Here is a 21,885-nt window from a genome sequence, read left to right as displayed (position 1 = left end):
TTTGAACGTAAAAAATAATTAATTTCTAAAAAGTTGTTGGTTCATCCTAATTAGTTGTGCCGATACATTATTTTTGAAAAAACAAAAAAACAAAAAATGCTGCCTCTTTTTGACTTATCACTTCAATTTAATGGTTATCCAATTCAGGAGGCTAAAGCTGAACTGCAAAAAATTATCGCATTTACGGCAAGCCAAAAAGAGCATTTCATTGAGAATAAAAAAAAAGAGATTGTTACGTTCCATTTAAATAACAATCCTTTCTATCAGGAAATAGTTGGCGCAAAATCGTTTAACAATTGGAACGATCTTCCTATTTTAAATAAACAAAACTTACAGCGTCCATTGACTGAAAGACTTTCTAACGGTTATTCCCTTAAAAACGTCTACGTTAATAAAACATCGGGATCGAGTGGAAATCCGTTTGTTTTTGCCAGGGATAAATTCAGTCATGCACTATTTTGGGCTTCTACTGCTTATCGTTTTGGTTGGTACGGCATTAATTTAAACACTTCCTATCAAGCCCGTTTTTATGGAATTCCAATGGATTTTATGGGGTATCAAAAAGAACGGATTAAGGATTTTTTGAGCAACCGGTTTCGATTTCCAATATTTGACTTGTCTGATTCCGTCCTTGAAGGTTTCTTGCACCATTTTGAGACAAAAAAATTCAACTACATCAATGGCTACACTAGTTCCATCGTTTTATTTGCCAAATTTTTACAGCAAAAAAACATCGTTTTAAAAGACGTTTGCCCGTCACTACAAGCGTGTATGGTTACTTCAGAAATGCTTTTTGAAGAGGACAAAAAACTTTTAGAAAAACAACTAGGCATTCCAATTATCAATGAATATGGCGCGTCAGAATTGGATTTAATTGCATTTCAAAATCCTGAAGGAGACTGGCAAGTCAATGCTGAAACGTTGTTTGTGGAAATTCTCGATGATAATAATAATGTTCTTCCTTACGGACAAGAAGGCCGAATTGTAATCACTTCATTGTTCAACAAAGCACATCCGTTTATTCGTTATGATATTGGTGATATCGGGATTTTAGATGAAAAAAGCACGGTACGAAAACCTATTTTAAAAAAGTTAATTGGCAGGACTAATGATGTTGCAATTTTACCAAGCGGAAAAAAAGCGCCTGGTTTAACCTTTTATTACATCACAAAAAGCATTATTGAAGATGATGGAAACGTAAAAGAATTTACAATTAAACAAACAAAAATGGATTGTTTTGAAATTGAATATGTAAGTGAAACCGAATTAAACATGGAGGAAATTACAAAAATCGAAAACGCAATTGCGTTATACTTAGAACCAAATTTAAACTTTAGTTTTATTCGAAAAAATACTTTGGAAAGAAGTAATCGCGGCAAATTGAAGCAGTTTACTGCAATGGTTTAATTTTCTTAATGTATCCTGGTTTAATGAATAACTGTACAACTAAAAACAGCGTCATGCACACTACCGCAACAGCAAAATTAAGTCCATGGAACTTTCTGTAAACAGCAAAATTATATTGAATCAAATCTAACTTTGAAGTCGAAAGAGAGTCGTTTCTAACTCGGTAATACGCAAGGCTTTCAGGAACAGGTTTAGCCACTTTTATTTTCTTTAGAATTGTGAGCCAAAGCATCCAGTCTTGTCGTTTTCGAATAGATGAAATCGTAATTTTTCCAAAATAATCGACATCGTAGATTCCGGTTAAATTCCCCACGTAATTACAAAAAAACAACTGCCTGTAGGAGAGGTTTAATGGCGATTCTACTCTTTTATTCAACGATTTCCCCTCTTCATCGATACAATCATAAAAAGAAAATGTGAATGGTATCTTATTCGTTTTCAGGAAATTAATTTGTTTTTGAAGTTTCTCTGCTTTCCAAAGATCATCAGCGTCCAAAAATGAAATATAACTGCCGTTAGCATTAGAAACCCCCAGATTTCTAGCAACGCCAGTACCTGAATTTTTGTTAAGTTGGAAAAAATGAATTCTATTATCCGTTTTAGCCATTTCTAAAATTAGAGATACGGTTCTGTCTGACGAACAATCATCAACCAAAATAATTTCCCAATTAGGGTAGGTTTGGTGTTGAACCGATTGAATCGTTTCAACTACGAATTTTTCAGAATTAAAGGTTGGAATTATAATAGATACTAAAGGTGTTTCCATTTTCAATATGCTTTTTCTTCTCCTTTTATGACATTTAAAATAGTAACAATTATTATTTTCATATCTAATAATATTGACCAGTTTTTCATATAAAAAATATCATATTTAACTCTATTAATGATGTCACTTTCTGATTCAATTTCTCCACGAAAACCCTTGGTTTGGGCTAATCCTGTTATACCTGGTTTTATGAAATGTCTAATCATAAACTTATCGATTTTTAATGCGTACATTTCAGTATGACTCACCATATGTGGCCTTGGTCCTACGACTGACATATCTCCATTTAAAACATTAAAAAATTGTGGCAATTCATCGATACTTGTTTTTCGCATAAACTTGCCAATTTTTGTAATTCGATTATCATTTTTTGCCGCTTGTATTGAATCTGCTTGTTCATTGATTTCCATCGATCGATATTTATAACAGTTGAATTCGATATAATTCAGTCCGTTTCTTTTTTGAATAAAAAACAACGATCCCTTAGAATCCAATTTGATTAGTATCGCTAAAATTGGCGTAAGCCAAGACAAAATACCAACTATTATTAATGTTGAAAATATGATATCAAAACCTCGTTTAATTTGCTTGTTTAACCTGTCGTCCAATAATATATTTCTAAAAGAAACAATGGGAATATAGTCATAATATTCAAAAACAGCATTGGGAGAAAGAAGCTGTTTTTCATCAGGAATGAATTTAAGTGTCTTAAAATTATTATCCGCAAAATAGACAATTTCTTTAATCTGATTTAAAGTCAAATCATCCATTGAACAATATAACTCATCTATTTTATTCTCTAAAACAAATAATAAGCTTTGATTAATATTATTATTCGCTGCTACATTAAATTCAAATGTTTGTATTAGTTGGTAACCATAATCCGGATTTTCAGTGAAAAAATGTTTTAATGGATTGATACTTTTACTGCTTCCTAAAAGCACCACTCTTCTAAAATTTCCTCCAAATAATATTCGGTACTTCTTTAAAAAAAAAAATATACTTAATTTAAAAAATAATATTAACACAACAACCCCTGATACAAACAAAACAATTTCTTCAAACTTTATTTTTTTATAAAAAAAATAGGCGTAAAAAAAACAAAATAAGGTAAATATAAGACCCTGTTTAAAAGTACAATTAAAAATCGAAATGACTTTTGTGTATCTATAAACTTCATAAAAACCTAGGTAGGAAGCAATAATCAACCAAGTACAACTCATTAAAATAAGCTGCCATATTGTATTTAATGAGAAGCCCATCAAAGTAATAAAAGACACATTTAATATTATCAAGTCTAGAATACTAGTGAATGGACGAATATAACTCGAATACCTTCCTGTTTTAGTTTTCACTATTTAATATAATTAGAAAAGTCTTTATGTTCTTCTTTTGAAAGTTCTTCTTTTGAAAGTGATTTGAAATAATCATAAGTGATTTTCATACCCTCCGCACGATTCACTTTAACATCCCAACCCAATAGCTCTTTTGCTTTGTCTATATTAGGTTGGCGCTGTAATGGATCATTTTCTGGTAAAGGACGGTAGACTATTTTTTGATTGGTACCTGTAAGTTTTATAATTTCTTCGGCAAAATCTTTAATCGTGATTTCGTCTGGATTACCAATATTTACTGGATAAACATAGTCTGAATGTAATAGTCTAAAAACTCCTTCTACTTGATCGTCAACATAACAGAAAGAACGAGTTTGCATTCCGTCTCCAAAAATAGTTAAGTCTTCTCCACGCAACGCTTGACCTATAAATGCTGGAATAACTCGACCGTCATTAAGACGCATCCTAGGTCCGTAAGTATTAAATATTCTAACTATTCTGGTCTCCACTCCGTGAAAAGTATGATATGCCATTGTTATCGATTCTTGGAAACGCTTGGCTTCATCATAAACTCCTCTTGGACCAATTGTATTAACATTACCATAGTATTCCTCCGTTTGAGGATGAACCAATGGATCCCCATACACCTCAGAAGTCGATGCAATAAGAATTCTTGATTTTTTAACTCTAGCTAAACCTAATAGGTTATGCGTACCTAAAGAGCCTACCTTAAGTGTTTGAATTGGTATTTTTAAATAATCAATTGGACTTGCTGGAGACGCAAAATGAAGGATGTAATCTAATTTACCTGGAACATGAACAAACTTGGTGATATCATGATGATAAAATTCAAATTGTTCTAATTTGAATAGGTGCTCTATATTTTTTAAATCTCCTGTAATGAGATTGTCCATTCCAATGACAAAATAACCTTCTTTAATAAATCGATCGCATAAATGTGACCCTAAAAATCCTGCAGCTCCTGTAATAAGTATTCTTTTCATTGGTCGTATCTCTAATAATAAATTTCTATTTTTTTGCAAAAATGAAAAAAACATGTGGTTTACAAATGTAATGAAATTATATTATTGAGAATACACTTAAAAAGGTCCGTTATTCATCTACTTTCTTTATTTTTGTTTCTATAAAACTATTTTATTTTGAAAGTTGTCCACGTTATTGAAGCTTTAGGTGGCGGAGTCTATACTTATTTTAAAGATTTATCAACATTTTTTGGAGATGAGCAACACAATAAAAGTATTCAGACAACAATCATTTATAGTGGAAATCGAAAGGAAATTAATCCTGAAAATATAAAAAAAGACCTTTCAAACGGTGTTGAGCTGATTGAAATAAATATGGTTCGGGAATTTTCACCGATACAGGATTTAAAATCAACTTTTAAATTATGGAAAGAACTTAAAAAAATTAATCCTGACATAATTCATCTTCATTCTTCAAAAGCAGGAGTGTTAGGCAGAATTGCTCATTTCTTCTTATTCAAAAAAAAGAAAATATTTTATACTCCTCACGGTTATTCGTTCCTTCGAACGGACATCTCCGCTTTTAATAAAAAATTGTATCGATTAATTGAAAGTAGTTTCCAAAACGTATTTGGTGGAGCGACCGTTGCTTGTGGTGACACGGAATATGCAATCGCCAAAACCATCGGAAAATCTCATCTAGTAAGAAACGGAATTGATCTAAAAGAGGTAAGAAAATACAGTTCCAAAAACAAAAATGACATCTTAACGATAGGCATTGTTGGAAGAATAACTTATGCTAGAAATCCAGCCCTATTTAACGACATAGCCTTAAGAAATCCCAGTATTAATTTTGTCTGGATTGGAGATGGAGAATTACAACCTCTACTAACTGCGGCAAACATAAGAATCACTGGTTGGTTCTTAAACAGAGAAGAAGCGCTTACAGCACTTAATGCTATTGATATCTATATTCAAACTTCGCTTTGGGAAGGATTGCCTATTGCTGTTTTGGAGGCAATGGCTATGCAGAAGCCTGTTTTGGCAACAAATATTATCGGAAATAAAGATGTAGTGATACATAATGAAACTGGTTTCCTTTTTGATGACATTACTGAATTAGATACCTATATAGCAATTCTAAAAGACGAAGAAGTGAGAAACCGTTTTGGAAAAAAGGGGTTAGAAAGATGTCAACACTTATTTGACAGCGCAAAAAATTTTACCCAATTAATGGCTCTTTACGAGCAGTAGCTTTCTCTTGTAGCCAAAAACTTCCGAACACAGAAAACCAAAATCCGCTGAACGCTATTCCGTCAAAGCGCAATAGAAAATCATCCGTAAGATTGGAAGTCAAAAAGAGAATAAAGAAGGAGAGAACAATTGCATTTTTCAAATCATATCCTAAATAACCAATGGTAAAAATGTACAAAAGGACGACTAATGGCCCTAGTACTCCAAATTTTAATAGAAAATCAAGAAACTGATTGTGTGTTGGAAATTCATATTTCGCCAGAAAATGCTGGTTGGTTTGTTTGTAATACTTAAATAATTCCGGTTTCCCATCTGAAGCACCAACTCCAAAAGGTAGGTGGTCCAAGGACAGTTTCCAAGCTGATTTCCAAATGGACGCGCGCGTAACAAATGAATTAAAGACTTTTGCTTCCGGGTTTTCAATCTCATCTAGTTTGCCCACTTTATCCATATACGCAAATGTTACAGAGGTATATTTCTCTTTCATATAGGGATTGTTTTTAACGAATAAAAAAAGGATTCCTCCTAACAAGATACTACCCAAGGCCATGATTACGGCCACTTTCTTAAAACTATAATTTCGAATGACTTCATAGAAAAAAATGATGATTGTACCCGCAATAACATTAAAAAGAGCCATTCTGGTATTCACAAAAAGTACAAAGAAAAAAGAAAGCGCAAAAACCAATAGGCTAAGTAATTTATACGCTACGTTTTCATTTTTTCGAAAAGAATAAAAAACAAAATACATACTAATAATTGCTACAAAAGCAAGGTGCATATTGAGCGCCGGTGCATGAATTCCGATAGAATTAGAAAAACTGTATCCCATTTCCCACAAATCATTACCATTTACATATTTAGCTATCAAATCTGGATAAACCACAATAAACCGAATGAAGAAAAACAATACAATCGCAGTAGTTGCATAGCGATAAAATCGCAGTAACTTAATAAACTGCACCCGCTGGTAGTTACCCAGAATAAACAGCGGAAAGAGTAGTAGGGAAATACTTTTTTCCAATGATTTCAATCCTTCTCCAAAAGAATCATTATTCCAAAAAAGCAAAATCTCTAATAGTAACGGTGAAGCGATAACTAAACACAATAGTATTGCTAATGGAGTGAGTTTTGTTTTTTTTATAAAACATAAATTAAACAAGACAAATCCAATAATAATCCAAGTACATGGTTTTCTAAAAATCATGGTACTAACAATTACAAGCAGGAAAATATTGAAAATTTTATTGAAGTTCTTTTCTGAAATGGTCATAGTATAATGCATAATAAATTAAAGGAAACACTCCTATTTTATGACGAATGGTAGTCCCTAAATCAGCCTCAAAAACCCCTTGAACAATAAAATATGAAAATAAAATAAGTAATATCCACAGTTCGTATTCCTGTTCTTTTCTGTTTTTCAAACAACGTGAAAAGCGTACCAAAAGAATATAAAACAATAAAAGTTGCCAAATAACGAAACCGATGATCTGAGGAGACAAAAGATGTTTCAAGCCATTTATAGGGATATTAACCGTGAAAAAACCATAGAAAATATCCACAGTTTCACCATACCAAGTGTCTGGTTTAAGCGGAGAAACAATCATGGAATTGGCATCTTTTGAAGATATTCTAGTATTGTTAACTACTTCCCGACTACTTTCAGAAAAATACTGACCTTTCAACAGGCCGTAACTTATTGACAAAATAACAACCATTAGTAGTCCGTAAAAAATTGTAGCCAAAGTCTTATTTTTAAAATTAATAAAACTTACTGAATACATAACAAAAGCAAGAATAGGAATTATAAGAAAGTAGGGACGGTAAAAAATTCCGAAAACTCCTAAAAGAAACATGGAAATATAAATAGATTTCCAATAAGAAATTCTTGAGTTTTTATACACGAATACAATAAGCGACACATACAAATACGTAATAAACTCTTTTGAAGGCATGGACATAAAGATGGCCATCATAAAAAAAACTAAGTAAACCAATAAATTTTTTACATTTATTTTGTCAAAATTACTTGGTATTCCTATTTTATACAAAATATAGGTAAGAAAAGGATATTGTATAGAAGCTATCAAAGGAAATGGTAAATAACGTAAACCTGTCGCTTTGTAAAATAAAATGGTTAGCGGATAACTGCCTAAAAAACCAATTTCCTTGCCTTTATCAAAAGCCAAAATAGCTGAATCATAAAAAAAACGCTTAGGCAAAATATAAAATGCCATTATGGCGACCATTAGATTGATTACAAATAATCCCACAAAAACAGCCGTACTTTTCTTTATCTTAGTTTGCATTGTTAGAAATTGTCAAAATTAGATTTAAGTTACTCATCATAAAGTCTTATATTTTTTGTGCAAAACAGTAATTATTCTATAAATATAAAGAACGGCAGGCAGCAAAACAAAAGGCAAGAATTTGTAAAATTTCATAACTTGATCTAGTTTAATATTACGTCCTTCTTTTAATAAATTTTTCCAAGAAACGAGATCACCCCAAATCACTTTTCTATTGTTTGACGATAATATGTAAAAGTCCTTTAACAACGCTACATAAATGGCAGCCCAATAATTTTTCAATGCCTCGCTTTTACCTTCTTCGTTAATTAGCCCTTGCTTCAACATAAAGTACACATCCATAATATGTTTTTCACTCGTGTTATTAGTAATCGAACCCTCTCTTACCTTTCTATAGATATAAAAAGATTTAGGATAAATAGTATACGTATCGATATGGCTTATTAACCTACCACACCATTCCATATCTTCAGATTTTCTACCCAAAGGAAAGAATAATTCATTTTCGATTAAAATCGTTCTTCTTACTATTTTGTCCCAAGCGCAAGCCTTAAATAAATCATAGTAGACCAATAGCATTGCCTCTTTTTTAAAATCTCCTCTTTTATTGTTAATGTGTCGTTGATTGTACTTGCATTTCACATTTTTTTTTGAAAAAAACCGACTTTCCTCATGAATAATCAGATCCGGATTTGACTCCTTTATTAAAATGTTTAGTTCCTCTAAAACTTGATGTCCAGCCCAATAGTCGTCACTGTCAGCAAAAATAACATAATCCCCTTTTGAGCTTAACAAACCAACATTTCTTGCGTCAGATAATCCACCATTCTCTTTATGGATAACAATGTTTCTATCGTCCTTTTCTTCGTAGGTGGTACAAATAGTAGAAGAGGAATCAGTAGATCCGTCATTAACCATAATAATTTCAAAATTAGTATAGGATTGACACAATATACTGTCAATGCATTGCTCAAGATAATTCTCGACATTATAAACCGGAACTACAATACTAAAAAAAACATCCTTATTTCGATTATTCACAATGCGCTATATTAATTAATTCAAAAAAACCTTCACCTTGTCTTTTCTATAAATTACTACTGCTGCACTAATATTCCAAAAAAACGAACTTAAAACAAAAGCAATTGCCGCTCCTGTCATTCCATATTCTGGTATTAAAAACCTATTTAAAACAAAATTAATCCCAACAGCGAGAATTAGTATGATTTGGAATATATGTTGTCTTCCAGTCATATTTAAATAAACCGGCACCGCTCCAAAAGCGGAACAAATACCTTGACCAATCATCAAAATAAGCAAAGCATCCTTAGCGGCAATGTAGTCTTTTCCAAAAAAACCCAAAACGGATTCAGAAAAAACACAAATAATAATCGTCGCGGGCAAAGTCAGTATAAAAATCAACCTCGAACTATTTCTTAGTATTTTATTAAGTTCAATCGTATTTCTAGTCGAAAAATACTCGGCTATTTTTGTCGAAATCGTAATGTTTACAGTAATAATTACCATCGATACAATAGTCATAAATTTAACTGCCAAAGCATAAAATGCAACACTAGCATCGTCTCTATATTTCTTTAAAAACATAATATCAAAACTCATCAATAAAAATAAAGCCATCCCGCTAATAGCAATAGGGTACGATTTGCTAATTATCTCTTTGTATGAAATAGGTTCTTCTTCACTTTTGCCTGGATTTTGAATGAAATAATAAAAAGTTAAGCTTGTTGTTATCAGGGAAAGAATTATAAATCCAAACAGAAAAACATCAACCAAATAAGTTTCATCATAAAAATAATAAAGTATAACGGCGCCAATTATAACCGGAATGTATTTTATGGTATTTCTAAATAATTCCGCTACATACAAATGATCTAAGGCTCTGAAAACCTCGATGTTTAGAGTTGTTAAAGCGAAAAAAAATAAAATTCCAGTTGCTTTCAAAAGAATCAGATAGACTCCTTCATCTGCAAAAAAAGTATTTATAAAGTCTTTATCTAAGCTTAAAACTATTACAAATAAAAAGATAGACATTGAAAATACGATGCCTACCATTTTCATATAAATACTTCGTAGATCACTTGAAGCATTAGAACCTTTCAATCTTCCTCTAAAATACAAAATAGACTGGTCGCATCCTAACAGGCTGATACTACCTATTACTAATAAAAATGAACGAACAAAATCGTATTGACCTACCGTCTTTGGATCAAAGTTTTTTGTGAGAAATAAAGTAAATCCAAACAAAATAAATACGCCAATAACCCGCAATACCAGCGTAATTAAACTTTGTAGAATAAAGGGATTTTGTTTTATCTTTTGAATATAGCGCGTAATTATTTTCAACATATTTATATCTGATAAACCATTTAATTTCAGTTAAATTCGAAAACAATTAATATGCTATCTTATTCTGCATTTGGCTATTTATTTTGCTTTCAACATTTGACTTTTATAAAATGAGAGGATAAATCCAATAATAATAAACAGAGAAATAAATAGTACTGGCAGAATTACTTTCATTTTACCATTAATAGATTCATTATTTTTAATATTCATAATTACGGTATTGTCATTGATGACTTTGCCAGAATTGAATAAATCAATTTTTAATGCTCCTAACATATTTACTAAGGAGTCTTTTGTATTAATAATGCTACTTAGTTGCATATTTTCATTATAATAAATGAGTTTATCACTTCTTTGTGCGTTTCGGTTTTTATGTGAAAACGCATTCAATATGGTGTCAATTTGTACAATTGTAACTTCTTTTTCTTTAATCTTTTGCTGAATGTTACCAACTGAAATCTTTTGTATTTTCTCAAAATAACTGCTGTTATTTAAATACTTCAATATTGGATCAACAACATCACCTTGACGCGTCACTCCATTTGTTGAAAGGATAATGGTATGATAATTATAGTTCTTACTGGTGGTGCTTTCTTTAACGATTGTTTTTAAATCACCGTTTTGCGCCATTAATTCTAAAAGTTCAAAATTTTGCTCGTTATTGCTTATTAATTTATAAACATCAACGATAGGTTCAATTGAAATTTTGTTTAGTTGCATAGGGTTATTAATACCGATAGATCTCAAAAAAAGCACGTCTTTTTCAGAAATTTTAGAAGCCAGTAAATCAATTTTAGAATACAGATAATCCGTTGATTTAAAATTGGGTGCAACAATAATTTGATGATCGTATTTCTTTTGATTTTTATCTAAATAATACCCCAAACCAAATCCTACGATCAGTAATATTAATATGATAATCCCGTTTTTTATAAAAAACTGGATGCTTTTAAATAGCATCGCACTAATCCATTGCGGAAAATTGCTTATTTTTTTTAAAATTAAGAATAAATCAATTTCCTGATCGTCTTGATTTTGGGGTACGTTTGTACTCATTTTTTATTTTTATTTTGCGTTGAAAATTTGTTCCAAAATTTTAATGGTAATCAAATAAGTAGGCTTCACCCCCGTCGTTCCTAGTCCGCCAGAAGCCAAAGTACTTCCGGTTTCTAATGGATTATCCGAAGCGTAATAAGCATATCTCACTTTAATATCATGGGGAACACTTTTTCTAATTTTAGAAGCCGATTGGATGGCCTTTTGATAGTAAGAACCTTCCATCTCTAAACCGATTACGCCCCAAGTCGATTCGTGGAAGAACTTCAATAAATCCTTGTTTTGTAATGATGTTCCAAGCACGGTAACCATCGGTCCGGCAAATACTTCTATGCCGTTACCCACAAACATATCAGCCGTTAATTCATTATGGAAAAAATAATTATCTGCAGTTCCTTCATTGATATGAGCATTCGGAATCATAATATCTCCTTTTCCACCTTCAAGAATTCCTGCTTTTCCCATAATAGAAACTGATTCCACGTTCAGCAAAATGTCTTTTTTGAATGGTTTTAATAGCTCATCAATAGTTTCGTAGGCTTGCTCTCCAAATGCATAATCCATAACAATCAACACCGGTTCTTTATCGCCAAGTTTGGCTTTTGGGAATGATGAGTTGGCCCAATTAATTTTGGCAGTGTCAAAAATCTGAACATCAATGTTCGTTCCTGAAGTGTCTGGCAACGAAATCATCCCTTGTTTCAAGGCGATTCCTTCCACTATATTTCGAACTTCGTTTGCTCCTGACTTACTCAATTCCTCATAAATAAAGAAATCAGATTTGTCCTTGAAGTTCGTTTTTAAAGCCGTGGTAGCAAAAATAGAGTTCATCACTGAGTGCATATTGGCACTAATGACATGAATAGGTCGATCTAAGAGACCTTTCTCTTTTAAAACTTCCTTGATATTGGTTGCCCATATTTCACCATGTATGTGATGCCCTAAACGTTCCCTTAAAATAGGGCTGAAAGTGATGGTTCTTTTATTATTATCAGTGATCTCTTCAATTGCTAACTTCCCTAACCAGAAAATCACATGTAAAAAACGATCGGGTGCTGCATTAGATCCAAAAGCATCATAGATGTCCAAAACTTCCTCAAAAGTTCTTCCAAGAATATTAGCAGCATGAGAAATCGCTTTCTCTTTTTCTACAAGCGTTAGTTTTTTATTTTGAGCCACGGCAGCTTCCAGTTTCATCCAGTCGCGGGAAACCTCTCCAGCATCATCTAGTAAAACTCGGTTTCTTATTTTATGTGATTCTATAAAAATAAAGGTCAAATGCGTCAAAATATCATAGATATCTGAACGGCCTCTTGTGATTTCCACGTTCATTTGCTCCTCATCAATACGGTAACAGTTCCTTTTCCTTTTTGGAGGAACAATCGCTTGAAAATGAGATTTAGAATACCCTTCATCAGAGGTAAGGTTAATAAATCTACATTCCTCAATTCCCATAGGAAGGCGTTCAATGACATATAAAAGTCCGTTTAACTCTACTTTTTCTTCCGCAATGTTTCCGTATATTTCCGGACGTAAAGCTAACAATGCTTCACGCAATGTATCTCCAGAAATTCCCATTGGTTTATAGAACCCTCTGTTGAACAAATGACGCATTGTAATGTACATTTTTTCAATGGCTGCCGATGATTCTTGCGCTCGGGATCTGGATATATTTTTAGTCTCTTTCATTATTTTATTTTTTCTAACCAACGAATATAATTCTTTTATTTTATGTTCAATACTTCAACAATATTCCTATCATTAGAAAGTCTCGGGATTTTATTTTGCCCTCCCAATTTTCCGATTGATTTCATATAATCTTGAAAACCGTTTTTGACCACCTTTGTTATTACCACTTTTTGAAGAATATTCCCTACAATCAAATCGTCATAATACATGTTTTGTTTTCTCATCGCATTGTCTAACGCTTCCTTAAAAATGGCCTGATCGTCCGGTTCATTTTCAAATTCAATAAACCATTCATGATAAGGCAATCCACTTAAAGGGCTTATTTGCGGAGCAACGGTAAACTCATTTACCCTTGCATTTGTTCCTTTCATAGCTTCTTGTAATGCACATTCCACTTCCTTTCCAATTACGTGTTCCCCAAAAGCGGATATGTAATGTTTAATTCTTCCTGAAACGATGATTCGGTAGGGTTTTAATGAAGTAAACTGCACAGTATCTCCAATATTGTATCCCCAAAGTCCGGCATTAGTAGAAATTATCAAAACATAATTGACACCTAATTCTACTTCTCCAATAGTGTACCTCCTTGGTTTATCAGAGAAAAAATCGTCGCTTTTTACAAACTCATAAAATATTCCAGCGTTCAACAAAAGCAACATTCCTTTTTCTTTCTGCGAATCCTGATAGGCAAAAAAGCCTTCCGAAGCTGGAAAAAGCTCAATACTATCTACTTTCCTACCGATTAAATTTTCGAATTTAGCTCTGTATGGCTCGTAATTAACCCCGCCATAAATAAACAGATTAAAATTTTTAAAGATTTCGCCCACAGTCTTCTCTCCTTTTTGTTGCAAACGCTCAAAGTACATTTGTACCCATGAAGGAATTCCTGAAATAACGGTCATGTTTTCTTCGAATGTTTCTTCGACAATAGCATCTATTTTCGTTTCCCAATCTTCAATGCAATTGGTTTCCCAAGATGGCATTCGGTTTTTTTGCAAATATTTTGGAACAAAATGTGCTACAATTCCTGAAAGTCGGCCAAATTTTATTCCGTGTTTTTCTTCTAGAATTGGACTTCCTTGCAGAAAAATCATTTTTCCGTCCACAAAATCCGCATTTCCTGTTTCATGGATGTATAATAGAATAGCATTTCGGGCCGCTTCAATATGATACGGCATCGATTCCTTAGTAAGCGGAATGTATTTTGCTCCAGAAGTGGTTCCTGACGTTTTGGCAAAATAAAGTGGTTTTCCTTTCCAAAGAATATTTTCTTCTCCTTTTACCACTTTTTCGACATAAGGCTTTAAATCCTCATAATCACGAATTGGAACTTGTACTGCAAAATCTTCAAACGTTTTTATTTGGTCAAAATGATGATCAATTCCAAATTGGGTCTTCTTTGCTTCTTTAATTAATGAATTTAAAACATTTTTTTGGCTCGCAATAGGATTGCTGGACCAAGCTTGTGTTTTCTTATATATTTTCTTGGCAAATAGTTTTGCTGCGGCTGATTTTACTGACATAGTTTTTTTTGATTTTGCCTCGAAGGCACGAAGTCACAAAATTTTTATTATTTCGACTTTTTACTCCCACCCTTCGTAGCGGCTGATTGCGAGATTTTCTCCTCTTTTGCTACTTCTTTTCTTAGTTCCATTTCGGCTTCTGATGCCGATAATTTTACTTGTGGAACTACTTCCTCGCTGGATGCAAGTATCGAATCTTTGTTGAATTTAGCATATTCTAATTCTCCATTAAGCACTTTTTGAATGGATAGAATATAAGCCTCATTTTTCTTCAATGCTATAGTTAATGAATCTGATTTTAAAGCTAATTCAGTGGCATCTCTTTTTAATTTAGAAGAAGAATACCCCGGAATAAATTCTCTTAAAGGAGTAAAAGCAATGATGAAAGTGGTGACTGAAATCAAAAAAATGGCACCAATACTTGCCACAACAAAAACATTCATTAAGTTTAATTTTAAAGAAAAAATTTCTTCAAAAGTATCCTCATTCAAAATAACCAGGCGGTTTTTAGTGAATAATTTACGGTGAAGTTTTTTTCTTTTTAATCTTTTTCCTGGCATAGTTTTTCTTTATGTTACAAATATAATAATTAATGTCAAGGAAAGTGCTTTGGACCCTTAGTTCGGCTGAATTCCTGCCAATGATTTTATTTTAATACATTTTTAACGCTAACTGAATTAAATAATAGTTAAATTGAATCCTTATTAAGTTATTCTATTTACCTTTGTCGCTAGATTTATTACAAATTTGCTTCGGCATAAACTATTCAATCATGGGAAGATTTGGTGTTACAGAAATCCTTGTTATTTTAGCAGTTGTTTTATTACTTTTTGGAGGTAAGAAAATTCCAGAATTAATGAAAGGATTAGGAAGCGGAATTAAAGAATTTAAAAATGCCGCGAAAGAAGAGCCTTCAGCTGATAAGAAAGACGAAACTGAAAACGAAAAAAAATAAAAAAAGTCCCGAATTAATCGGGACTTTTTTTATGCTTTTAAATCACCATCGTCAATTGAATTCTCTTCCTATCCTCATCCACCTCTGTGACTTTTACGGTAACGTGCTGATGTAATTTCACCACTTCGTTAACATCGCTTACGAAACCTGCTTTGAGCTGCGAGATGTGAACCAAACCACTTTCTTTTACTCCAATATCTACGAAACAACCAAAATTAGTGATGTTATTAACGATTCCAGGTAGAATCATTCCTGATTTTACGTCTTTTATTGTTTTTACATTGGGATCAAATTCAAATACTTTGGCTGACTTTCTTGGATCTAATCCCGGTTTTTCAAGTTCTTTGATGATGTCTTTTAAGGTCAATAACCCAATTTCTGGAGTGATGTAATTCTCTGGTTTGATTAAGGCGGTTTTTTCTTTATTGGCTATCAAATCATGGACTGTCAATTTTAAATCTTTGGCCATTTTCTCCACAATAGAGTAGGCTTCTGGATGCACAGCTGAGTTGTCCAACGGATTTTTTGCATTCGAAATTCGGATAAAAGCAACTCCTTGTTGGTATGCTTTTTCGCCTAAACGAGGAACTTTTTTCAGTTGTTTTCGATTTTCAAAAGGGCCATTTTCTGAACGGTAATTCACAATATTTTCCGCCAACTTCTCTCCTATTCCACTAACATAGCTCAACAAATGTTTACTAGCGGTGTTGATATTAATTCCCACTGAATTCACACAACGAATTACGGTGCTATCCAATTCTTCTTTCAACTTCGTTTGATCCACATCGTGTTGGTATTGGCCTACGCCAATGGCTTTTGGATCAATTTTTACCAATTCGGCCAACGGGTCAGAAAGTCGTCTTCCGATAGAAACCGAACCACGGACAGTCACATCATAATCAGGAAATTCCTCTCTAGCAATTTTAGAAGCCGAATAAACTGAAGCTCCAGCCTCCGAAACAATAAAAACTTGCACCGGTTTGTCGAACGCAATTTTCTTGATGAAGAATTCGGTTTCGCGGGAAGCGGTTCCGTTTCCTATCGAGATGGCATCAATTTTATAGGCATTCACCATCGATTTTATTTTTTTCATCGCCATGGCCGTTTCGTTCTGTGGCGCATGCGGATAAATATTTTCGTTGTACAGCAAATCTCCTTTTTCGTCCAAACAAACCACTTTACAACCACTTCTAAAGCCTGGGTCAATTGCCAAAATACGTTTTTCTCCCAAAGGTGGCGCTAACAATAATTGTCCTAAATTATTAGCAAAAACCTGTATCGAATTAGCATCAGCTTTGGCTTTAGCTTCTTGCAAAGCTTCGTTTGAAATAGCAGGATTCAACAATCGTTTGTAACTGTCTTCAATGGCCAATTGTACGTGCGGTGTCGTTTTATTTTGTCCCTTTAGAATTACTGCGTCAATAATATCATAGGCTTCATCTATGTCTACTTCGATTTTAAACTTGATAAAACCTTCGTTCTCGGCTCGTAACATCGCCATTAATCGATGGGAAGGCGCTTTGGTCAATGGCTCAGACCAATCAAAATATTGATTGAACTTCTGTGCTGCTTCGCCGTCTTTTTTGGTTTTAACTACCTTGGTTGTAATCGTCGCTTTGCGTTCGTATAAACGTCGCAATTGCTTTCGAACATAAATATTTTCATTAATCCATTCGGCTACAATATCTCTTGCGCCTTGTAATGCTGCATCTTCATTGCTAACATTGTCGTTGATATATTTGGTCGAAATAAAATCGACATCATCATTATTTTGCGCCATGATGATTTTTGCCAAAGGTTCTAGTCCGTTTTCACGAGCGACATCGGCTTTGGTTTTTTTCTTCTTTTTGTATGGCAAGTAGAAATCTTCAAGTTCTTGAAGATCAAAACTTTTGTCAATTTTAGCAAACAAACCTTCGTTCATGGCGCCTTGCTCCGTAATTGCTTTTAAAATGGCTTCTTTTCGTTTCACTACTACTTCGTACTCTTTTTGAAGTTTGGCTATATTTTCGATTTGAACTTCGTCTAGGTTTCCTGTAGTATCTTTTCGATACCTAGAAATAAAGGGAATCGTACAATCTTCCTGCAATAATTGAACGGTTTTTTGAATGTTGATTGCTGCCGTGGCAACTGTTTTAGATATGAATTGTATGTTAGTCATTTTAGTTTTTTTCGAACAGCTAAAATAATATCTTTGAACCTTAAATTGAGTTAAATGATTATTTTATTCTACTGTTTTTTAATTGTTAATGTAATTGCTTTTGTATTAATTGCCTACGATAAATACCTAGCCAAAAACCAAAAAAGAAGAATACCAGAAAAAACACTTTTAACTTTTGTATTAATTGGTGGAACTATTGGTTCGGCATTAGCAATGCTTATTTTTAGACATAAAACAGCTAAAAGAAGTTATCTTTTAAAGTTTTGGGCTCTTTTAGTTATGCAAGTAGTATTTCTTTTTGCCTATTTTTATTTTGGATTTTATTCTTAATAAAAAAGCCTATTCATTTAAAAATGAATAGGCTAGATGTAATTATTTGATGCGTAGCACCTCGATTTCAAAAATTAGCAACACGCAATTTTATCAACTCTATTTTGGTGTCTTCCTCCTTCAAATGCAGTGTCTAAAAAAGTTTCCACCATTTCTACTGCTTGCGGAATCGATGTGTAACGAGCGGGAATACTAATAATATTAGCATCATTATGCTGACGAGCCAAAGCCGCAATCTCTTTCATCCAACATAAAGCAGCACGTACTTTCTGGTGTTTATTAGCAGTCATAGCAATTCCATTTCCGCTTCCGCAAATAACAATTCCAAAATCAACTCTTCCTTCAGCTACATCTGTTGCAACAGGATGTCCAAAATCAGGATAATCCACACTATCAATTGAATCTGTGCCGTAATTAGTTACTTCGTATCCTTTTGCTTTAAGCATTTCGACAATGGCCTTCTTATATTCTGGACCGGCATGGTCATTTCCAATTGCTATTTTCATTATATTTCTATTAAGTTGTGTGCTGCAAATTTACCAAAACAATTTTGTATAATTAAAGTATAGAATTCATTATTTGTTAAAAAAGTAAAATAGCATCGACCCCTTAATTTTACTGTACTCTAAGATACAGGTTACGAGTAAGTTTAGCAGTTATCAACAATTCTCATTATTGCATAAAACATTGATAATCAATAAATAATTTGAATATAATTTGTTAAAAATATACATTGTTAATAGCAAAACGTAATTACTTGATATTCAGTTAACTTTAAATTAACATTGATTGTTGATAACTTGAGATAGAATATTAGAACTATTTTTCTGTAGTATTAAAAAAATATGTAATCCAAAACCCAGATTAGAAATCCAAATTTACTTTGGTGAATTTTTAGAATAGTTATCAATATAAAAAAGTACTTTATTAACAAAATTTTAAAAAATACTTATTTACAAATTCAAATGATTTTAGTTTATCAACCGTTGTTAATTAAAATCTAAAAAGGCTTTAAAATAAGATATTTAAGTAAATATAGTATTGTTAATAACTCCAAATAAAATACTATAACTTGGTTTCAATACTTTTTTTAAAATATTTATAGCCACTATTAACACCCTATAATACCCATTAATAAATAATTTAAATTAATTTTTTTTTTTGTTGTATTATATATGTGTTGACAACTTCAAAGAAAAATTAAACAATTTTTAAATTGTTATCGTACTTCATTTCTTGTAAAATTGCTTTTACACTTGCAAAATCATTAGGATGAATTTTAAGTTTGATTCCTCCAAGAGCAGTTGAGTACATGGGAACAATTGACGACATCAATTCATTCTGAAAATAATACTGCAAACCTTCCTGATCCAATCGATGTTTTAGAATTTCTATTTCATGGATGTAATCAAAAATAGCGATGGTTATAAATGCTTCCATTTTTATTGTTTTCATAAAGATACAACTATTCTGTAAAGTTATATTTTCTTTAAAACTGCCTGCTATTTTCTTATAACTGCATACTATTTCGTAATTTTCGACTTTTAAGAAAAGATTTATGAGTAAAAGAATAAGAAAGCCGGTAAAGAAAGAGAAGGATTTCTCTGAACAAATTATAAAAATATTATCGCAAAGTGCTAATAAAGCATTCAATTATAAACAAATAGGAGCAAAGCTAGAGCTTGACGATACACAAAGTAGAAACCAAATTATAAAGGATTTAAAGATACTTGCAAGCCAAAATAAAATTATAGAATCAGAGCCTGGAAAATATTTGATTAAAGCAGAAAGCAAAGAGTATTACGAAGGCAAGATTGACATGACAGGTAGAAAAACAGCCTATTTTGTTTGTGCTGAATTAGAGGAGGATGTATTTATTCCGACTAATAATTTAAACCATGCCTTAGATAAAGATATTGTAAAAGTATATGTTTATAACCGAAGAAAAGGAAAAAGACCTGAAGGTGAGGTTATTGAAGTAATTGAAAGACATAAAACCGACTTTGTAGGAGTGATTGATATTCAGAAGAATTTTTCTTTTGTTTCTACCGCCAATCCAAAAATGTATACGGATATTTTTATTCCAAAAGATAAAATAGGAGAGGCAGAGCAAGGAGATGTGGTATTAGTTCATATCGAAGACTGGCCGTCAAGAGCAGATAGTCCTTTTGGAAAAGTTATAAAAGTATTGGGTAAACCAGGAGAACATGATACCGAGATTCACGCTATTTTGGCTGAATACGGTTTGCCTGCTGAATTTCCAATTGAAGTAGAAACCTTTGCTCAAAAAATTGATACTTCGATAGAAGAAAGTGAAATTGCTAATCGTAGAGATATGCGCGATACGTTGACTTTTACTATTGATCCAAAAGATGCCAAAGATTTTGATGATGCTTTATCATTTAAAAAATTAGAAAATGGAAATTATGAAATAGGTATTCATATTGCCGATGTTTCTTATTATTTAGAAGAAGGAAGTATTCTTGATGACGAGGCCTATCAAAGAGCGACTTCTGTTTATTTAGTGGATAGGGTAGTTCCTATGTTGCCAGAAGTACTGTCTAATTTTGCATGTTCCTTGCGTCCAAATGAGGAAAAGTATACTTTTTCGGCTATTTTTGAAATTACAGATAAATGTGAAGTAGTTGATCAATGGTTTGGAAGAACAGTAATTTATTCTGATCAACGTTTTGCTTACGAAGAAGCGCAATATATTATAGAAACTAAAGACAATACGATACCTGAGGAAATTTCCATTACAGGAAGTTCTTATGTTGTTTCGGATGAAATAGTTGCTGCTACTTTAAAAATGGATGAATTAGCTAAGATTTTTAGAAGAAAAAGAATGAACGACGGAGCAATTTCTTTTGATAAAGTAGAAGTAAAATTCAATTTAAATCAAGAGGGAGAACCGGAAGGAGTTTATTTTAAAGTATCAAAAGATGCTAATCATTTGATTGAAGAATTTATGCTTTTGGCTAATAAAAAAGTGGCAGAATTCATTGGAAAACAAAAGAAAACTTTTTTCTATAGAATTCATGATGAGCCTAATGCAGATAAATTAATTGCATTACAAACGGTTATTGCAAAATTTGGTTATAAAATTGATTTGAGAAGTAAAGATGATATTTCAAAATCGTTGAATAGTTTATTAAGTGAGGTTGTAGGAACCAAAGAACAGAATTTAGTAGATACTTTAACCATCAGAACGATGAGTAAAGCAAAATATTCTACTGATAACATAGGTCATTACGGATTAGCTTTTGATTATTATTCTCATTTTACATCGCCTATTCGTCGTTATCCTGACGTTATGGTACACCGTTTACTACAGTTTTATCTAGACGGCGGAAAGTCAGTAGATGAAGAAACCTATGAAGCAAAATGTCTACATTCTTCTACCATGGAAGGATTAGCTACCCAAGCAGAAAGAGATTCTATCAAATACATGCAGGTGAAATACATGCAGGATCATAAAGATGAAGAATTTTTGGGAGTTATTTCTGGTGTTACTGAATGGGGAATTTTTGTTGAAATCATTGAAAATAAATGTGAAGGCATGGTTCGAATTCGAGATATAAAAGATGATTATTATTCTTTCGATGAGAAACAATATGCACTTGTAGGCGCAAGTTCGCATAAATTATTACAATTAGGAGACGAAATTTACGTTAAAGTAAAAAATGCGGATCTAGTTAAAAAACAACTTGATTTTAATTTTTTAAGACGTATTGAAGAACCAATAAAATAA

At 32.4% G+C, this 21,885-nt stretch carries 19 protein-coding genes; 5 read left to right on the top strand and 14 right to left on the bottom strand.

Annotated elements, in window-relative coordinates; translation table 11 throughout:
- Positions 1-96: 96 nt before the first annotated feature.
- The gene (locus tag AC4PRO_RS02920; protein ID WP_492116248.1) at positions 97-1,407 is read left to right on the top strand and encodes a phenylacetate--CoA ligase family protein; all 1,311 of its coding nucleotides are present in this window, start codon (positions 97-99) and stop codon (positions 1,405-1,407) included.
- Here AC4PRO_RS02920 and AC4PRO_RS02915 read toward each other — a convergent pair.
- The 3 genes from AC4PRO_RS02915 to AC4PRO_RS02905 are packed head-to-tail and all read right to left on the bottom strand — an operon-like array spanning position 1,391 to position 4,511.
- The gene (locus AC4PRO_RS02915) at positions 1,391-2,173 is read right to left on the bottom strand and encodes a glycosyltransferase family 2 protein (protein WP_492116247.1); all 783 of its coding nucleotides are present in this window, start codon (positions 2,171-2,173) and stop codon (positions 1,391-1,393) included. The two genes, AC4PRO_RS02920 and AC4PRO_RS02915, sit on opposite strands and share 17 nt — an antisense overlap.
- A 2-nt stretch (positions 2,174-2,175) precedes the next feature.
- The gene (locus tag AC4PRO_RS02910) at positions 2,176-3,528 is read right to left on the bottom strand and encodes an exopolysaccharide biosynthesis polyprenyl glycosylphosphotransferase (protein ID WP_492116246.1); all 1,353 of its coding nucleotides are present in this window, start codon (positions 3,526-3,528) and stop codon (positions 2,176-2,178) included.
- Entirely contained in the window at positions 3,528-4,511 is a 984-nt protein-coding gene (locus AC4PRO_RS02905; RefSeq protein WP_492116245.1) for a UDP-glucuronic acid decarboxylase family protein, read from the bottom strand. The genes AC4PRO_RS02910 and AC4PRO_RS02905 overlap by 1 nt, the downstream gene beginning before the upstream one ends.
- Positions 4,512-4,667: 156 nt before the next feature.
- On the opposite strand from AC4PRO_RS02905, the gene AC4PRO_RS02900 reads away from it, so the two are divergent.
- Positions 4,668-5,744, top strand: coding sequence for a glycosyltransferase (locus tag AC4PRO_RS02900; RefSeq protein WP_492116244.1), 1,077 nt, complete (start codon positions 4,668-4,670; stop codon positions 5,742-5,744).
- Here the strand turns inward: AC4PRO_RS02900 and AC4PRO_RS02895 are convergent.
- From AC4PRO_RS02895 to AC4PRO_RS02860, 8 genes are all read right to left on the bottom strand, one after another.
- On the bottom strand, positions 5,713-7,017 hold the full coding sequence (locus tag AC4PRO_RS02895) for an O-antigen ligase family protein (RefSeq protein ID WP_492116243.1): 1,305 nt from the start codon (positions 7,015-7,017) through the stop codon (positions 5,713-5,715). The genes AC4PRO_RS02900 and AC4PRO_RS02895 overlap by 32 nt on opposite strands.
- Positions 6,989-8,053, bottom strand: coding sequence for a hypothetical protein (locus AC4PRO_RS02890; protein ID WP_492116242.1), 1,065 nt, complete (start codon positions 8,051-8,053; stop codon positions 6,989-6,991). The genes AC4PRO_RS02895 and AC4PRO_RS02890 overlap by 29 nt, the downstream gene beginning before the upstream one ends.
- Before the next feature lie 36 nt (positions 8,054-8,089).
- On the bottom strand, positions 8,090-9,094 hold the full coding sequence (locus tag AC4PRO_RS02885; protein ID WP_492116241.1) for a glycosyltransferase family 2 protein: 1,005 nt from the start codon (positions 9,092-9,094) through the stop codon (positions 8,090-8,092).
- 15 nt (positions 9,095-9,109) lie between these two features.
- Positions 9,110-10,420 carry an MATE family efflux transporter gene (locus AC4PRO_RS02880; RefSeq protein WP_492116240.1) on the bottom strand — a complete coding sequence of 437 codons (1,311 nt, stop codon included), beginning with the start codon at positions 10,418-10,420 and terminating at the stop codon, positions 9,110-9,112.
- Between the two features lie 78 nt (positions 10,421-10,498).
- A complete protein-coding gene (locus tag AC4PRO_RS02875) occupies positions 10,499-11,476 on the bottom strand; it encodes a hypothetical protein (protein WP_492116239.1) in 978 nt (325 codons plus the stop codon).
- Positions 11,477-11,485: 9 nt separating this feature from the next.
- On the bottom strand, positions 11,486-13,165 hold the full coding sequence (locus AC4PRO_RS02870) for a DUF6909 family protein (RefSeq protein WP_492116238.1): 1,680 nt from the start codon (positions 13,163-13,165) through the stop codon (positions 11,486-11,488).
- A gap of 35 nt (positions 13,166-13,200) precedes the next feature.
- On the bottom strand, positions 13,201-14,688 hold the full coding sequence (locus AC4PRO_RS02865; protein ID WP_492116237.1) for a GH3 family acyl-acid amido synthetase: 1,488 nt from the start codon (positions 14,686-14,688) through the stop codon (positions 13,201-13,203).
- Between the two features lie 47 nt (positions 14,689-14,735).
- Entirely contained in the window at positions 14,736-15,248 is a 513-nt protein-coding gene (locus tag AC4PRO_RS02860) for a peptidase (protein ID WP_492116236.1), read from the bottom strand.
- Between the two features lie 212 nt (positions 15,249-15,460).
- On the opposite strand from AC4PRO_RS02860, the gene tatA reads away from it, so the two are divergent.
- The gene (tatA, locus tag AC4PRO_RS02855; protein WP_074720351.1) at positions 15,461-15,643 is read left to right on the top strand and encodes a twin-arginine translocase TatA/TatE family subunit; all 183 of its coding nucleotides are present in this window, start codon (positions 15,461-15,463) and stop codon (positions 15,641-15,643) included.
- A 37-nt stretch (positions 15,644-15,680) separates the two neighbouring features.
- On the opposite strand, the gene AC4PRO_RS02850 is transcribed toward tatA, so the two are convergent.
- Positions 15,681-17,804 carry a Tex family protein gene (locus tag AC4PRO_RS02850; protein ID WP_492116235.1) on the bottom strand — a complete coding sequence of 708 codons (2,124 nt, stop codon included), beginning with the start codon at positions 17,802-17,804 and terminating at the stop codon, positions 15,681-15,683.
- 54 nt (positions 17,805-17,858) lie between these two features.
- On the opposite strand from AC4PRO_RS02850, the gene AC4PRO_RS02845 reads away from it, so the two are divergent.
- Positions 17,859-18,134, top strand: coding sequence for a DUF1294 domain-containing protein (locus tag AC4PRO_RS02845; protein WP_492116234.1), 276 nt, complete (start codon positions 17,859-17,861; stop codon positions 18,132-18,134).
- Positions 18,135-18,208: 74 nt separating this feature from the next.
- Here AC4PRO_RS02845 and rpiB read toward each other — a convergent pair whose 3' ends face one another.
- Together rpiB and AC4PRO_RS02835 are read right to left on the bottom strand one after the other, a co-directional pair.
- The gene (rpiB, locus tag AC4PRO_RS02840) at positions 18,209-18,640 is read right to left on the bottom strand and encodes a ribose 5-phosphate isomerase B (protein WP_492116233.1); all 432 of its coding nucleotides are present in this window, start codon (positions 18,638-18,640) and stop codon (positions 18,209-18,211) included.
- A 694-nt stretch (positions 18,641-19,334) separates the two neighbouring features.
- Positions 19,335-19,589 (bottom strand): DUF2007 domain-containing protein, encoded by a 255-nt coding sequence (locus tag AC4PRO_RS02835; RefSeq protein WP_245712011.1) that lies wholly within the window; start codon positions 19,587-19,589, stop codon positions 19,335-19,337.
- Between the two features lie 103 nt (positions 19,590-19,692).
- Between AC4PRO_RS02835 and rnr the strand changes: the two genes are divergently transcribed.
- On the top strand, positions 19,693-21,885 hold the full coding sequence (gene rnr, locus AC4PRO_RS02830) for a ribonuclease R (RefSeq protein WP_492116232.1): 2,193 nt from the start codon (positions 19,693-19,695) through the stop codon (positions 21,883-21,885).

This window comes from Flavobacterium sp. DW-iso2 (genome assembly GCF_058725285.1).
Note: the sequence above shows the minus strand (reverse complement) of the source record. Positions and strands in the feature narration are given on the sequence as shown.